This window comes from Variovorax sp. 54 (genome assembly GCF_002754375.1).
Taxonomy (GTDB): domain Bacteria; phylum Pseudomonadota; class Gammaproteobacteria; order Burkholderiales; family Burkholderiaceae_C; genus Variovorax.
On the sequence record NZ_PEFF01000001.1, the window covers coordinates 4,050,390 to 4,065,228 of the forward strand.

Genomic DNA, 14,839 nt, shown 5'->3' on the forward strand with positions numbered 1-14,839 from the left:
GCATTCACTCTAGAGAAGAACTCGGCGAAGCAGCCGGTTCATGCGGCACGAAGTCTCGGCGAGCGCCAACAAATGCAGCTTCTGCGATGCGCCGCGCACGGACCTCGTGGGCCTGGTGCCGCGGCAGAGCCTGAAGCCCTCAGTTCATCCAGCTGCGCGCCCGGTCCAGATGCTCCCGGCACTCCCGCACCATGCGCTCCAGCAATTCGGCACACGTCGGGATGTCGTCGATCAGCCCGATGCACTGGCCGGCCGAGACCACGCCGTTGTGCACCTCGCCCGATTCCAGCGCCGCGCGGCCGCGTGCGCCGGCGACCAGCGGACGGATGTCCTCGAACTCGCAGCCGCCGGGACGGCGTTCGGTGGCCACCACTTCTTCGGAGATCGCGTTGCGGAACACGCGCGCTGTGTTGTGCAGGGTGCGGAACATCAGCTTGGTGTCGCGCTCGGTCGCGGCCACCAGTGCCTGCTTGATGTTGTCGTGGATCGGCGCTTCTTGGGTCACGCAGAAGCGCGTGCCCATGTTGATGCCTTCGGCGCCCAGCGCCAGCGCGGCGGCCATGCCGCGGCCGTCGGCGATGCCGCCCGACGCGATGATCGGAATGCGCAGCTTGCGCGCCGCCACCGGCAGCAGCACGAGGCCGGGCACGTCGTCTTCGCCCGGGTGGCCGGCGCATTCAAAGCCGTCCACCGACACCGCATCGACGCCGTTGCGCTCGGCCGAGAGCGCGTGGCGCACCGAGGTGCACTTGTGGACGATCTTCACGTCGTGGCGTTTCAGGGCTTCGATGAAGTCTTTCGGGCTGTTGCCCGCGGTCTCCACGATCTTCACGCCGCTGTCGATGATGGCCTGGATGTACTCGGCGTACGGCGGCGGCTTCACCGCCGGCAGGATCGTGAGGTTCACGCCGAAGGGCTGGTCGGTCATCGTGCGCGTGCGCTCGATCTCGTGGCGCAGGTCGCCGGGCGTGGGCTGCGTGAGCGCGGTGAGGATGCCGAGGCCGCCGGCGTTCGACACGGCCGCGGCCAGCTCGGCGCGGCCCACCCATTGCATGCCGCCCTGGATGATGGGGTAGCGGATGCCGAGCAGTTCGGTGATGCGGGTCTTCATCGTCGCAGCCGCTTACAGCGCCTTCACGAGTTCCGGCACGGCCGTGAACAGGTCGGCCACGAGGCCGTAGTCGGCCACCGAGAAGATCGGGGCTTCTTCGTCCTTGTTGATCGCGACGATGACCTTCGAGTCCTTCATGCCGGCCAAGTGCTGGATGGCGCCCGAGATGCCTGCAGCGATGTACAGCTGCGGCGCAACGATCTTGCCGGTCTGGCCCACTTGCCAGTCGTTCGGGGCGTAGCCTGCGTCGACGGCTGCGCGGCTGGCGCCGAGGCCTGCGTTCAGCTTGTCGGCCAGCGGGGCCATCACTTCGGTGAACTTCTCTGCGCTGCCCAGGGCACGGCCACCGGAGACGATGATCTTGGCGGCCGTCAGTTCGGGGCGTTCGCTCTTCGTGACTTCACGGCCGACGAAGCTGCTCTTGCCGCTGTCTGCGACGCCTTCAGCGGTTTCGACCGTAGCGCTGCCACCGGTGGCAGCGGCTGCGTCGAAGCCGGTCGTGCGCACGGTGATCACCTTGGTGGCGTCGGTGCTCTGCACGGTGGCAATGGCGTTGCCGGCGTAGATCGGGCGCTCGAAGGTGTCCGGGCTGTCGACCTTGGTGATGTCGCTGATCTGCGCAACGTCCAGCTTGGCGGCCACGCGCGGAGCGACGTTCTTGCCGTTGGCGGTCGAGGGGAACAGGATGTGGCTGTAGTTCGCTGCGATCGCGAGCACTTGTGCAGCGACGTTCTCGGCGAGGTTTTCTGCCAGCGATGCGCTGTCGGCAGCGATCACCTTGGACACACCGGCGATCTGCGCGGCGGCCTTGGCGGCTTCGGCTGCGTTGGCACCGGCCACGAGGATGTGGACGTCGCCACCGCAAGCCAGGGCTGCAGTCACGGTGTTGAGGGTGGCCGGCTTGATGCTGGCGTGGTCGTGTTCGGCAATGACGAGTGCGGTCATGTTCGTTTCTTCCTCAGATCACTTTGGCTTCGTTCTTGAGCTTGTCCACCAGGGTGGCAACGTCGGGCACCTTGATGCCCGCGCCGCGCTTCGGCGGCTCGCTGACCTTCAGGGTCTTGAGGCGGGGCTTGACGTCCACGCCCAGGTCTTCGGGCTTGAAGACATCGAGCTGCTTCTTCTTGGCCTTCATGATGTTGGGCAGCGTCACATAACGCGGCTCGTTCAGGCGCAGGTCGGTCGTGATGACCGCGGGCAGCGTGAGCGTCAGCGTTTCCATGCCGCCGTCGACTTCGCGTGCGACGGTGACCTTGTCGGCTGCGAGCTCGACCTTCGAGGCGAAGGTGGCTTGCGGCAGGTCGGCGAGTGCAGCCAGCATCTGGCCCGTTTGATTGGCGTCGTCATCGATGGCTTGCTTGCCGAGGATGATCAGCTGGGGCTGTTCCTTGTCGACCAGTGCCTTGAGCAGCTTGGCAACCGCGAGGGGCTGCAGCTCTTCGGTGGTCTCGACCAGGATGCCGCGGTCGGCGCCGATGGCCATCGCGGTGCGCAGGGTTTCCTGGCACTTGGCATCACCGCAGGACACGGCGATGACTTCGGTCACGATGCCCTTTTCCTTCAGCCGCACCGCTTCTTCGACAGCGATCTCGTCGAAGGGGTTCATGCTCATCTTGACGTTGGCAATGTCCACCCCGGTGCCGTCGCTCTTGACGCGCACCTTCACGTTGTAGTCGACGACCCGTTTGACAGGCACCAGAACTTTCATGGCTGTTCCTCTTGAATGACAAAAAATGGGGAAGGGGTTACTCGAGCTTGGCGCCCGACTGCTTGATCAGGCGCTCCCACACGGGACGCTCCTGCTTCCAGGCTGCTGCAAAGAGTTCGGGCGAGCTGTCCTTGATCTCGAAGCCCATGGCCGCCACGCGCTCGCGCACGTCGGGCTGCTGCGTGGCCTTGCGCACCTCATCGGCGATGCGGTCGACGATGGCCTTGGGCGTCTTCGCGGGCGCGGCAATGGCGAGCCAGCCGGTCACGCGGTAGGCCTCGTCCTTCAGGCCTTGCTCGGCCAGCGTGGGCACGTTGGGCAGCGTGCTCATGCGGCGCTCGCCGGTCACGCCGACGGCCTTGAGCTTGCCCGCGTCGATGTGCGGCTTGGCCGCGAGCGCGCTGGCGTAGGCCATCTGGATCTGGCCGCCGATGAGGTCTTGCACCATCGGCGCCTCGCCCTTGTAGGCGACGTGGTTCATGTCGGCCTGCTGCGTGAGGCTCATGTGCGCGCCGGCCAGGTGCGGGTAGGCGCCCACGCCGTACGAACCGTAGGCGACCTTGCCCTTGTTCGCGGCCACGTACTTCAGCAGCTCGGGGCCGGTCTTGGCGGGCACGCTGGGGTGCACCACCAGCACCAGCGGCGCCATCGCGATCTGGTAGACCAGCGTGAGGTCGCGCTGCGTGTCGTAGGGCAGCTTGTCGTACAAGAACTCGTTGGTCATGAGCGAGTTGCTCAGCGACAGCACGATCGTGTAGCCGTCGGGCGCGGCCTTGGCGACCGCGTCGGTGCCGATGATGCCGGCCGCGCCGGGCTTGTTGTCCACCACGATGGGCTGGCCCATGCTGGCCGCCATCTTCTGGCCCAGCACGCGCGCCAGCACATCGGTCGCGCCGCCGGCCTGGAAGGGCACGACGAGGCGGATCGGCTTGTTCGGGTAGGGCGCCTGCGCATGCGCGGGGGCCAGCGCGAACAGCGCGGCGGTCGATGCGGCGGCGCACAGCAGGGCGCGGCGGGTCGAGGCGTGATGGGTCATGGTGTGTCTCCCGTTCGGTTTCAGAAAATCGTGTCGAAGAAGAAGCAGGCCGGTCACTTCAGCGCGATGCGCGTCTTGAAGGGCAGCGGTTCCAGGGCCTTCTGCAGCCGCTCCTGCAGCGCTGCGGCTTGCGTGCCTGCTGCGGCGGCGTCGATCTGCACATGCACGAGGCTTTCGCCTTCCGTGCTCACCGCAGGCCGCGCCGCATCGCTCAGGCCGAGTGCCGTGCAGACCTCGGCGACCGTGGCCGCCACCACCTGCCGCGCGGCCATGGCGCGCAGCTCGGGCTTGTAGATCTTGCCGACGTTGGTCATCGGCATCGTGGCGATCACCGACACCCACTTGGGGCGCGCGGGCGCTTCGTCGACGCGTGCTGAAGTGAAGGCCAGCAGCTCGTCTTCGGTGGCCGAGGCGCCGGGCACCAGCGTCGCGAAGATCACGGGCAGTTCGCCCGCGTAGGCATCGGGGGCGCCCACGGCGGCGCACAGCTGCACGGCCGGGTGCGCGCCCAGCGCGTCCTCGATGGTCTTGGGGTCGATGTTGTGGCCGCTGCGGATGATCAGGTCTTTCGAACGGCCCGTGAGGTGCAGCCGCTCTTCGGCGTCCATCCAGCCCAGGTCGCCGGTCGCGAGCCAGCCGTCGGCCGTGAAGGCCTTGGCGTTGTCGGCCGCATCGACGAAACCCGAGAACACGTTGGGCGACTTGAACAGCACCATGCCGGTCTCGCCCTGCGCCACTTCGCGGTCGCTGGCGTTGCCGTTCTCGTCGAGCGCCACGATGCGCACCTGTGCATACGGCAGCCGAAAGCCGACGCAGCCCGCAGGCCCGTTCACGCCGGGCGGCGTGATGGTCGAGATGCCGGCCATCTCGGTCATGCCCAGGCTCTCGTGCACGTGCAGGCCGAACAGGCGTTCGAAGCGCGCGGCCAGCTCGGGCGCGAGCACGGCGGCGCCGGTGCGGCAGTAGGTGATGGACGAAATGTCGGCGCCGTCCAGCGGCACGTTGGCCAGTGCGGCGAGCACCGTGGGCACGGCCGACAGCGAGGTGGGGCGGTACTTTTCGACCAGCTTCCAGTAGTTGGCCAGCACCTCCTTGTTGCGCAGCAGCGAGGGCGTCGGAATGATCACCTCCACGCCCGCCGACAGCGCCGACAGCGAGGCCGGCAGCACGCCCGCCACATGGAACAGCGGGTAGCCGTTGATCGAGATGCCCTGTTCGTTCATGCCCGCGAGCTGCACGCTGGCCCAGGCGGTGAACACCTGCGCGCCATGGCTGTGGCGCGCGAGCTTGGGCGCGCCCGTGGTGCCGCCGGTGTGGAAGTAGGCGGCGATGTCGGTGGGCGCGATGTCGCGGCCGCTCACGAGGCGGTCGCTCGGTTGCGCGGCGCGCAGCACGTCGAACTCGGCCACGCCTTCGGGCAACGCACCCGCAGCACCCGGTGCTTCGTCGTGCGGCGCCACGCGCAGCACGGTGGTGAGTGTGGGCACCTGGCCGCGCAGGCGCATCGCCTTCGACCACATGCCCGATTCCGCGTCCGAGCCGTAGGCGATGAGCACCTTGGCATGCGCCGCGGTCATCAGCGCGACCAGCTTCTCGTCGGTGAGCAGCGGGTTCAGCGGCTGCACGATGCCGGCCGCCTCGCCGCCCCAGAGCGCGAGGTGGTACTCGAGGCAACCGGGCAGCAGCACCGCGACCGCATCCTGCGGCCCCACGCCCAGCGTGTGCAGCAGGTTGGCGGTCTGGTGAATGCCCGCGAGCAGCTGCGCATACGACCAGCGGATGGGTTCATCCGCCGGGTTGCCGCTGCGCAGGAAGGTGAGCGCGGTCTTGTCGCCGAAGGCCGCGCCGGAATTGCGGAAGAGCTCGTAGGTGCTGCGCACCGTGAGCGCTTCTTCCAGCGGCGTTGCTTCGAGCGCGCGGATGTCGGCGAGCCCGCGCACCGGGAACCGGGGGCGGAACGGGGTGCCGATGACGTTGTGGTTGTTCTTGTCGTTGCCTGTTGTCATGGTGTCTCCTTGAGGTCGTCTGGCCGGCTGCGGACGGGGTGCCCCGTCGTGTGTCTTACTGGTTCGTGATCTTGTTGTCGCGGATGACCTTGCCCCAGCGCTCGAAGTCCTGGCGCATGCGCGTGGCGGTCTGTTCCGGCGTGCCGTAGGCCGCGAAGGAGCCCACGCTCTGCAGCTTCTCGCCGACTTCCTTGTCGGCCAGTGCCTTCTTCAGCTCGGCGCTCATGCGGTCGACCACGGCCTGCGGCGTGCCGGCCGGGGCCAGCAGTCCGCCCCACGAGGTGGCGTCGAAGCCGGGGAAGCCTTGCTCGGCCACGGTCTTCACGTCGGGCAGCAGGCTCACGCGCTTGCCGGAGCCCACGGCGATGGGGCGCAGCGTGCCGGCGCGGATGTGCGGGATCACGGCCACGAGGTCGGAGAACATCGCGGGCACCTGGCCGCCGATGAGGTCGGTCACGGCCGGGGCGCTGCCGCGGTAGGGCACGTGCTGCATCTCGAACTTGCCGATGTTCTTCAGCTGCTCGGTCGTCAGGTGGCCGAAGCTGCCGGCGCCGGCGGTCGTGTAGTTGAGCTTGCCGCCGTCGGCCTTGGCCTTGGCGATCAGGTCCTGCAGGCCGTTCACGCCGGGCAGGGCCTTCGGGTTCACCACCATCACGATCGGCAGGTCGTACACCGTGCCCACGGGCGTGAAGTTCTTGAAGATGTCGTAGGGCACGGTGCCGTACAGGTGCGAGGCCAGCAGCGTCGGTGTGGCCAGCATCACGAAGGTGTAGCCGTCGGGTGCGGCCTTGGCGGCAAAGGCCGCGCCGATGGTGCCCGAGGCGCCGCTGCGGTTGTCGACCAGGATGTTCTGCTTGAGCGACAGCGACATCTTCTGCGCCACGATGCGCGAAGCCACGTCGGTCGGACCGCCGGGCGGGAAGGGCACGACCAGCGTGATCGGCTTGGTCGGCCAGGCCTGGGCGAAGGCGCTGCCGGCCAGGAGGGGAAGGGCCAGCGCGATCAGGGCGCGGCGCACGGGATTACGGGGGGAGCTAAGGAACGGAAAGGCCATGGATTTCTCTTCAGGGATGCGGGCGTTGTCTTCGCTGTGTGCGATCAGACGACGCCGTTCGTTTTCAGCGCTGCCAGCTTTTCATCCGACAGGCCGAGCAGGGACTTCAGCACGTCGTGCGTGCCTTCGCCCAAAGTGGGCGGCGCGCTGCGCACGGGCAGGCGCTCGCCATCGAAACGGTAGGGGGGCGCCAGCACGTCGACCTCGCCGGCCACCGGATGCGGCTGCTTGGTCACCAGGCCGGCGTCGGTCGCGCGCTTGGAGTTCAGCGCCTCCAGCAGGCCCAGCACTTCGCCGCAGGGAATGCCCGAGGCGTTGAGCTTTTCGAGCAGCGCGGCGCGCGGGCGCTTGGCCAGCTCGGCGTGCAACTCGGGCAGCAGCACGGCGCGGTTGGCCGAGCGCAGGATGTTGGTCTTGAAGCGCTCGTCGGCCGCGAGGTCGGGGCGCTCGATCACTTCGGTGCAGAAGCGCGAGAACTGCGCGTTGTTGCCCACGGTGATCACCAGCGGGCCGTCGGCCGCGTCGAACACGCCGTAGGGCACGATCGACGGGTGCGAGTTGCCGTAGCGCGGCGGGTCTTCGCCCATCAGCAGCGCTTCGAGGCCGTAGTAGGCGGTGATCATGAGGCCGCAGTCGAACAGCGCCATCTCGATGTGGCGGCCGGTGCCGGTCTTCTCGCGCTGGTAGAGCGCGGCCAGCACGGCCTGCGCCGAGTACATGCCGGTGAACAGGTCGACGGCGGCCACGCCGAACTTCAGCGGCGGCTGGTTGGCTTCGCCGTTGAGCGCCATCAGGCCGGCCTCGCCCTGCACCACGAGGTCGTAGCCGGGGCGTGCGGCCTCGGGGCCGGTGCGGTCGTAGCCCGAGATCGAGCAGTAGATGAGGCCCGGGTTGTCCTTGCGCAGCTGTTCGTAGCCCAGGCCCAGCTTGTCGATACCGCCGAACTTGAAGTTCTGCAGCACCACGTCGCACTGCTTGGCCAGGTCGCGCGCGATCTGCTGGCCTTCGGGTGTCTGCAGGTCGAGCGTGACGGAGCGCTTGTTGCGGTTCACGCTGTTGAAGTAGGCGGTCTCGGTCTTGCCGACGCGCAGGCCCCAGTCGCGCGTGTCGTCGCCGCGGCCCGGGTGCTCGACCTTGATCACCTCGGCGCCCATGTCGGCCAGCACCATGCCGCACCAGGGGCCGGCGAGGATGCGGGACAGATCGAGGACGCGCACGCCGGCGAGCGGCAGCGAGGAATTCAGCGAGGGCATGGGAACAACTCCAGGAAAACGAAAGACCCCCGCATCTGCATCGGCATGCACACGCGGGGAAGGGCGCGGCGCGTCAGGACGCGTCAGGCTTGGGGGCGTGGCGCAACGCGACGAAGTCGGCCTTGCGCTTGCCGAGGAAGGCGCCGATGCCTTCAGCGGCTTCGGCGTCGGCCTGCGACGTCACCATGTAGACCGCTTCGGCATCGAGTTGTTCCTCGAGCGTTGCACGATGGGCCTGGCGGCACAGCGTCTTGATGCGTGCACTGGCGCGCTGCGGGCCCGTGGCCACCTTGGCCGCGAGTGCGATGGCTTCGGCCAGCGCGCCGCCCTTGTCGGTCAGGCGGTTCACGGCGCCCATCGCGTGCAGGCGCTCGGCCGTGAGGCGGTCGCCGGTGAGGCACAGCTCGGTGAGCACCTGGCGCGAGACGAACTCGGCGAGGAAGGCCGTGGCGCCGCCGTCGGGCGTGAGGCCGACCTTGATGTAGGCCACCGTGTAGAACGCATCGCGCGCCGACACGAGCATGTCGCAGGCCAGCGCCATCGACAGGCCGGCGCCGGCTGCGCCGCCTTCGACCGCCGCGATCACGGGCTTGCCGCAGTCGCGGATCGCGCGGATCAGGCCGTGCAGGCCTTCGAGCTTCTCGCGGCGTTCGGCCTCGGGCAGTTCGCGGCGCTTGGCCAGCAGGTTCAGGTCGCCGCCCGAGCAGAAGAAGTCGCCCGCGCCGGTGAAGACGATGGCGCCCACCTCGGGGTCGTTCTGCGCATCGGTGAGCGCGGCGGAGAGTTCGGCGTACAGCGTCGGCGTGATCGCGTTGCGTGCGGCCGGGTTGCTGTTGGTCAGGATGCGGACGGCGCCTTCCTGCGAGATCAGCACGGTCTTGTTGTCGCTCACGACGCCAGCTCCTTGCCGGACTCTTTGCCCAGGGCGATGTAGCGCTGCAGGTGGTGGTCTTCGTCGCCGAGCTGGTGGTCGATCATCACGAGGCGCTTGGCGTAGTGGGGCAGTGGCAGCTCCCACGTCATGCCGATGCCGCCGTGCATCTGGATGCTTTCTTCGGCCACCAGCGCGCCGATGCGGCCGATGCTGAACTTGGCGGCCGACAGCGCGCGTTCGCGCACCACGCGGTCGCTGCCGTCGATGGCGGCTGCGGCGTTGATCACGGCCGAGCGGGCCTGTTCGATCTCGAGCAGCAGGTCGGCCATGCGGTGTTGCAGGGCCTGGAAGCTGCCGATGAGGATGCCGAACTGCTTGCGTGTGCGCAGGTACTCGAGCGTGGCAGTCTTGGCGGCTTCCATCGCGCCCAGTGCTTCGGCGCACAGTGCGAGCACACCGCGGCCGATGGCGCGCTCCAGCGTGGCGGCGCCCTGGCCTTCGGCGCCCAGCAGCGCGTCGGCGCCGAGCGTCACGCCGTCGAGCGTGAGTTCGGCCACACGGCCCCCGTCGATCGCGGGGCAGCCGCGCACCGTGAGGCCCGCGGTCTTGGCGGGCACGAGGAACAGCGAGATGCCGGCTTCGGCATCGACGTTGCCCGAGGTACGGGCCGACACGAGGAACAGGTCGGCCTGCTCGCCTTGCGGCACCACGGCCTTGGCGCCCTGGAGCACCCAACCGTCGCCGCTGCGCTCGGCGGTCGTGGCGACGCGCGTGCGTTCGTAGTGCGTGTCGGCTTCGTCGTGCGCAAAGGCCGCCACGGTCACGCCGTTGACGATGTCGCCGATCTTTTCTTTCTGCGCGTCGCTGCCGGCGGCGCTGATCGCCTCGCCGACCATCACGGCGCCCAGCAGCGGCTCGACCACGAGGCCGCGGCCCAGCGCTTCGAAGACCACGGCGATGTCGAAGCCGCTGCCGCCGAAGCCGCCGTCGGCCTCGCTGAACAGCGCGCCGATCACGCCGAGCTCGGCGAAGTTCTGGAAGATTTCCTTGCTGAAACCGTGTGCCGACTTTGCGATGCGGTCGCGCGCATCGAAGGCGTACTGCTCGGCGATGAAGCGGTTCAGGCTGTCGGCGAGCATGCGCCGGTCTTCGGAATGTTCGAAGTTCATGGCGTCTTTCCTTTACAGGCCCAGGATCATCTTGGAGATGATGTTCTTCTGGATTTCGTTCGAGCCGCCGAAGATCGACAGCTTGCGGTTGTTGAAGTAGCGCGACGCGGCAGCCGACGCGTAGGCGGGGCCGAAGGTCTCGCCGTCGAAGCCGTCGTGCAGCGCCTCCTCGATGAAGGGCCGTCCGTACACGCCCATTGCACGGCGCGCCAGCGACGAAATTTCTTGACGAATTTCCGTGCCGCGAATCTTCAGCATCGAGCTTTCCGCACCCGGCACGCCGCCGCCGGCCACGGCCGCGATCACGCGCAGGTTGGTCGTCTTCATGTTCTCCAGGTCGATCTCGACGCGCGCCAGGCGTGCCGCAAAAGCCGGGTCGTCCGCGAGCGGCTTGCCGTTCTTGGTCTGCGACGCGACGATGCCCTTGAGCTGCTCGAGCGCGGCCACCGAAAAGCCCACGCCCGCGATGTTGGTGCGTTCGTAGGTCAGCAGGTACTTGGCGCAGGTCCAGCCCTTGTTCTCTTCGCCCACGAGGTTCTCGGCGGGCACGCGCACGTCGGAGAAGAACACCTCGTTGACTTCATGCTCGCCGTCGAGCGTGATGATCGGGCGCACTTCCACGCCGGGCGAGGTCATGTCGACCAGCAGGAAGCTGATGCCTTCCTGCTTCTTCGCTTCGCGGTTGGTGCGCACCAGGCAGAAGATCATGTTGGCGTGCTGGCCCAGCGTGGTCCAGGTCTTCTGGCCGTTCACGATGTAGTGGTCGCCCTGCGCATCGATGCCGCGCACGGCCGTGGTCTTCACCGCGGCCAGGTCGGAGCCCGCGCCGGGTTCCGAGTAGCCCTGGCACCACCAGTCGGCGCCGCTCAGGATGCGCGGCAGCCAGTAGCTCTTTTGCGCTTCGTTGCCGTACTTGATGAGCACCGGGCCCAGCATGTTGACGCCGAAGGGCACGATGCGCGGCGCGAAGGCCAGGGCGCATTCGTGCTCGAAGATGAACTTCTCGACCGCGGTCCAGCCGGGGCCGCCGTACTGCTCGGGCCAGTGGTTGGCGAGCCAGCCGCGTTCATTCAGGATGGCGTGCCATTCCTGCATGTCGGCCTTTTCCAGGATCTTGCCGCCGCGCACCTTGTCGGACAGCCGCGCAGGCAGCTTGCCCGCCAGGAAGGTGCGCACTTCGCTGCGGAAGGCTTCTTCTTCGGTCGTGAAGTTCAGGTCCATCGCGGACTCCTCAATGAATCAGTAAATTTCGAACAGGCCCGCGGCGCCCATGCCGCCGGCGATGCACATCGTGACCACGGCGTACTTGGCGCCGCGGCGCTTGCCTTCGATGAGCACATGGCCCGTGAGGCGCGCGCCGGTCATGCCGAAGGGGTGGCCGATGGAGATCGCGCCGCCGTTCACGTTCAGGCGTTCCGACGGAATGCCCAGCTTCTCCTGGCAGTAGATCGACTGCGAGGCGAAGGCTTCGTTGAGTTCCCACAGGTCGATGTCCTGCACCTTCAGGCCGTGGCGCGCGAGCAGCTTGGGCACGGCGAAGACCGGGCCGATGCCCATCTCGTCGGGTTCGCAGCCGGCCAGCGCCAGGCCGCGGAACGCGCCCAGCGGCTTCAGGTTGGCGCGCTCGGCGTCCTTGGCTTCCATCATCACGCAGGCCGAAGCGCCGTCGGACAGCTGCGAGGCGTTGCCGGCGGTGATGAACTTGTCTTCGCCCATCACCGGCTTGAGCTTGGCCAGCGCCTCGTAGGTGGTGCCGCGGCGGTTGCAGTTGTCTTCCGTGGCGGTGACTTCGCGGTGCGTGACTTCCTTGGTGTCCTTGTCGGTCACGGCCATCGTGGTGGTGCAGGCCACGATCTCGTCCTTGTAGCGGCCGGCCAGTTGCGCTTCTTCGGTCTTGCGCTGGCTCTCGGCCGAGAAGCGGTCTTGCGCTTCGCGGCTGATGTTGTAGCGCTTGGCCACGATGTCGGCGGTGTCGATCATCGCCATGTACAGCTCGGGCTTGTGCTCGACGATCCACGGGTCGAGGCTGAGGTCGCCGCCGTCGCCGGGGCTGCGGCCGCGGATCTGCGAGATGCTTTCCACGCCGCCCGCGATCATGGCCGGCGCGCCGTCCACCACGATGCGGCCGGCGGCCATGGCAATCGCCTGCAGGCCCGAGGCGCAGAAGCGGTTCACGGTGGTGCCGGCGATGCTGATGGGCAGGCCCGAGCGGATGATCGACTGGCGCGCGATGTTGCGGCCGGTGGTGCCTTCGGGGTAGCCGCAGCCGAGGATGGCGTCCTCGATCAGGGCCGGGTCCAGGCCCGAGCGCTCGACCGCGGCCTTCACCGCGAACGAGGCCAGCGTGGCGCCGGAGGTGATGTTGAATTCGCCGCGGTGCGCCTTGGTGAGCGGGGTGCGGGCGGTAGAAACGATGACGGCTTCACGCATGGGGTTGTCTCCTGGACGGTGGGCTCTAACGGTTACTCGGATTTGTTGAGGCTGGCGAAATCGGCGCCGCGTTCGACCAGCTCCACGAGCAGCGGCGACGGCTTCCAGAAAATCGGGTCGGCCTTGGCGAACTCGCGGATGTCGGCCAGCACCTTGGGCAGGCCCACGGTGTCGGCGTACTTCATGGGGCCGCCGCGGTGGCGCGGGAAGCCGTAGCCATAAAGGAAGGTCACGTCCACGTCGAGCGGGCGCAGCGCGATGCGCTGGAGCACGACATTCGCGCCTTCGTTGACCATGGCGGCCATGTAGCGGCGCATGATTTCTTCTTCGGTGAATTTGCGCGGCGTGATGCCGGCGCGCTCGCGCTCGGCGTCGATGATGGCCAGCACCTCGGGGTCGGGCACGCCGGTGCGCGCGCCTTCGGGGTACAGGTAGTAGCCGCGCTGCGTCTTCTGGCCGAACCAGCCGCGCTCGCAGATGCGGTCGGCCACCTGCACGTAGCGCGCCTGCGGGTCGCGCGTGGCGGCCTTGCGCTTGCGCGTGGCCCAGCCGATGTCGCCGCCGGCCAGGTCGGACACCTGGAACGGGCCCATCGGGTAGCCGAAGTTGCGCACGGCCGCGTCGATCTCGTAGGGCGAGGCGCCGTCTTCCATCATGTGGTCGGCGGCCTGGCGGTACACGGCCAGGATGCGGTTGCCGATGAAGCCGTCGCACACGCCGGCGCGCACGGGCACCTTCTTGAGCTTCTTCGCGAGTTCGAAGCCGGTGGCGACCACGTCGGCGCTCACCTTGGCGGGCACCACGATCTCCAGCAGCTTCATGATGTTGGCGGGCGAGAAGAAGTGCAGGCCCACCACGTCCTGCGGGCGCGAGATGCTGGCGGCGATCTCGTCGATGTCCAGGTACGAGGTGTTGGTGGCGAGCACGGCGCCCTTCTTGCACACGCGGTCGAGTTCGGCGAACACGGCCTTCTTGACGCCCATCTCTTCGAACACGGCCTCGACCACGATGTCGACATTGGCGAACGCGTCGTAGCTCGTCGAGCCCGAGAAGCGCGCCATCACGGCGGCCTTGGCTTCGGGCGTCATGCGGCCCTTGGCGATGAGGCCGTCATACACCTTCTCGACGTGCGCACGGCCGCGCGCGAGGCTGGGCTCGTCGCGCTCGACCATGGTCACGGGCAGGCCCGCGTCGAGCATCGCCACGGCAATGCCCGCACCCATGGTGCCGCCGCCGACGATGCCGGCCGAGGCGAGCGCGCGCGGGCTGGCCGAGCGGGTCTCGGGCGCCTTCAGCACTTCGCGCTCGGCGAAGAAGGCGTGGATCAGGCCGGCGCGCTGCGGGCTGTCGATGCACTGCAGGAACAGTTGGCGTTCGAGCGCCATGCCGTCGTCGAAGGGCAGCGTGAGCGCGCCTTCGACGGCTTCGATGATCTTCATCGGCGAGAACAGGCCGCGGCTCTTCTTGGCGGTGTCGGCGCGCGCGGCGTCGAGGGCGGCGCGGGCTGCGTCCTTGTCGGCCAGGCCGGCGGCTTCGCGCGTGCGGCGCACCGGGGCGTTGGCGGCGACGAGTTCCTGCGCGTAGGCGAGGCCTTCGGCGCGTGCGTCGGCTTCAGCGCCGAGGCGGTCGACGAGGCCGAGCGTCAGCGCTTCCTTGGCGCCCGCATGGCGGCCGCTGAGCATCAGTTCGAGCGCGGGCTTCACGCCGATCAGGCGCGGTGCGCGCTGCGTGCCGCCCGAGCCCGGCAGCAGGCCCAGCGCCACTTCAGGCAGGCCCAGCTTGGCGGTGGGCGAGGCGAGGCGGTAGTGCGCCGACAGCGCAATCTCCAGCCCGCCGCCGAGCGCGGCGCCGTGGATGGCGGCGACCACCGGCTTGGTGCAGTTCTCGATCTTCAGGCAGACCTCGGGCAGCGAGGGCTGCTGCGGCGCCTGGCCGAACTCGCGGATGTCCGCGCCGGCGATGAAGTTGCGGCCCGCACCGACGATCAGCACCGCCTTGGCGCCGCTGTCGGCCTCGGCCGCGTCGATGGCGGCGGCCAGGCCGCGGCGCACGTCCACGCCCAGGGCGTTGACGGGCGGGTTGTCGATGGTCACCACACACACGTCGCCTTGACGCTGGAAGGTGACGGGACCGTTGGACGTGGAAGGGCTGGGAGTGGGGGTGGCCATGTGCGTGTCGTTTGTCTCTTGCTTGCGTGG

General features: G+C 68.3%; 12 protein-coding genes. All 12 read right to left on the reverse strand.

All coding sequences use genetic code 11. The features are described from left to right. Positions 1 to 139 precede the first annotated feature (139 nt). The 12 genes from CLU95_RS18715 to CLU95_RS18770 all read right to left on the reverse strand — a co-directional run bounded on the left by CLU95_RS18715 (position 140) and on the right by CLU95_RS18770 (position 14,809). Entirely contained in the window at positions 140 to 1,111 is a 972-nt protein-coding gene (locus CLU95_RS18715) for an NAD(P)H-dependent flavin oxidoreductase (RefSeq protein WP_099794994.1), read from the reverse strand. A 12-nt stretch (positions 1,112 to 1,123) separates the two neighbouring features. Further along, entirely contained in the window at positions 1,124 to 2,056 is a 933-nt protein-coding gene (locus CLU95_RS18720; RefSeq protein WP_099794995.1) for an electron transfer flavoprotein subunit alpha/FixB family protein, read from the reverse strand. Between the two features lie 13 nt (positions 2,057 to 2,069). Beyond that, positions 2,070 to 2,819 (reverse strand): electron transfer flavoprotein subunit beta/FixA family protein, encoded by a 750-nt coding sequence (locus CLU95_RS18725; protein WP_099794996.1) that lies wholly within the window; start codon positions 2,817 to 2,819, stop codon positions 2,070 to 2,072. Between the two features lie 37 nt (positions 2,820 to 2,856). After that, positions 2,857 to 3,855, reverse strand: coding sequence for a Bug family tripartite tricarboxylate transporter substrate binding protein (locus CLU95_RS18730; RefSeq protein WP_099794997.1), 999 nt, complete (start codon positions 3,853 to 3,855; stop codon positions 2,857 to 2,859). Positions 3,856 to 3,908: 53 nt separating this feature from the next. Beyond that, positions 3,909 to 5,861, reverse strand: coding sequence for an acyl-CoA synthetase (locus tag CLU95_RS18735; RefSeq protein WP_099794998.1), 1,953 nt, complete (start codon positions 5,859 to 5,861; stop codon positions 3,909 to 3,911). Positions 5,862 to 5,916: 55 nt separating this feature from the next. Next, positions 5,917 to 6,915 carry a Bug family tripartite tricarboxylate transporter substrate binding protein gene (locus CLU95_RS18740; protein WP_099794999.1) on the reverse strand — a complete coding sequence of 333 codons (999 nt, stop codon included), beginning with the start codon at positions 6,913 to 6,915 and terminating at the stop codon, positions 5,917 to 5,919. 44 nt (positions 6,916 to 6,959) lie between these two features. Continuing rightward, positions 6,960 to 8,168, reverse strand: coding sequence for a CaiB/BaiF CoA transferase family protein (locus tag CLU95_RS18745; protein ID WP_099795000.1), 1,209 nt, complete (start codon positions 8,166 to 8,168; stop codon positions 6,960 to 6,962). A 73-nt stretch (positions 8,169 to 8,241) separates the two neighbouring features. Further along, positions 8,242 to 9,060 carry an oxepin-CoA hydrolase, alternative type gene (locus CLU95_RS18750; protein ID WP_099795001.1) on the reverse strand — a complete coding sequence of 273 codons (819 nt, stop codon included), beginning with the start codon at positions 9,058 to 9,060 and terminating at the stop codon, positions 8,242 to 8,244. Beyond that, on the reverse strand, positions 9,057 to 10,211 hold the full coding sequence (locus CLU95_RS18755) for an acyl-CoA dehydrogenase family protein (protein WP_099795002.1): 1,155 nt from the start codon (positions 10,209 to 10,211) through the stop codon (positions 9,057 to 9,059). Before CLU95_RS18755 ends, CLU95_RS18750 begins: the two co-directional genes overlap by 4 nt. A 12-nt stretch (positions 10,212 to 10,223) precedes the next feature. After that, positions 10,224 to 11,432 carry an acyl-CoA dehydrogenase family protein gene (locus tag CLU95_RS18760; RefSeq protein ID WP_099795003.1) on the reverse strand — a complete coding sequence of 403 codons (1,209 nt, stop codon included), beginning with the start codon at positions 11,430 to 11,432 and terminating at the stop codon, positions 10,224 to 10,226. Positions 11,433 to 11,450: 18 nt separating this feature from the next. After that, the gene (locus tag CLU95_RS18765; protein WP_099795004.1) at positions 11,451 to 12,641 is read right to left on the reverse strand and encodes an acetyl-CoA C-acyltransferase; all 1,191 of its coding nucleotides are present in this window, start codon (positions 12,639 to 12,641) and stop codon (positions 11,451 to 11,453) included. A gap of 32 nt (positions 12,642 to 12,673) precedes the next feature. Then, on the reverse strand, positions 12,674 to 14,809 hold the full coding sequence (locus CLU95_RS18770) for a 3-hydroxyacyl-CoA dehydrogenase NAD-binding domain-containing protein (protein WP_099795005.1): 2,136 nt from the start codon (positions 14,807 to 14,809) through the stop codon (positions 12,674 to 12,676). Positions 14,810 to 14,839: the final 30 nt, after the last annotated feature.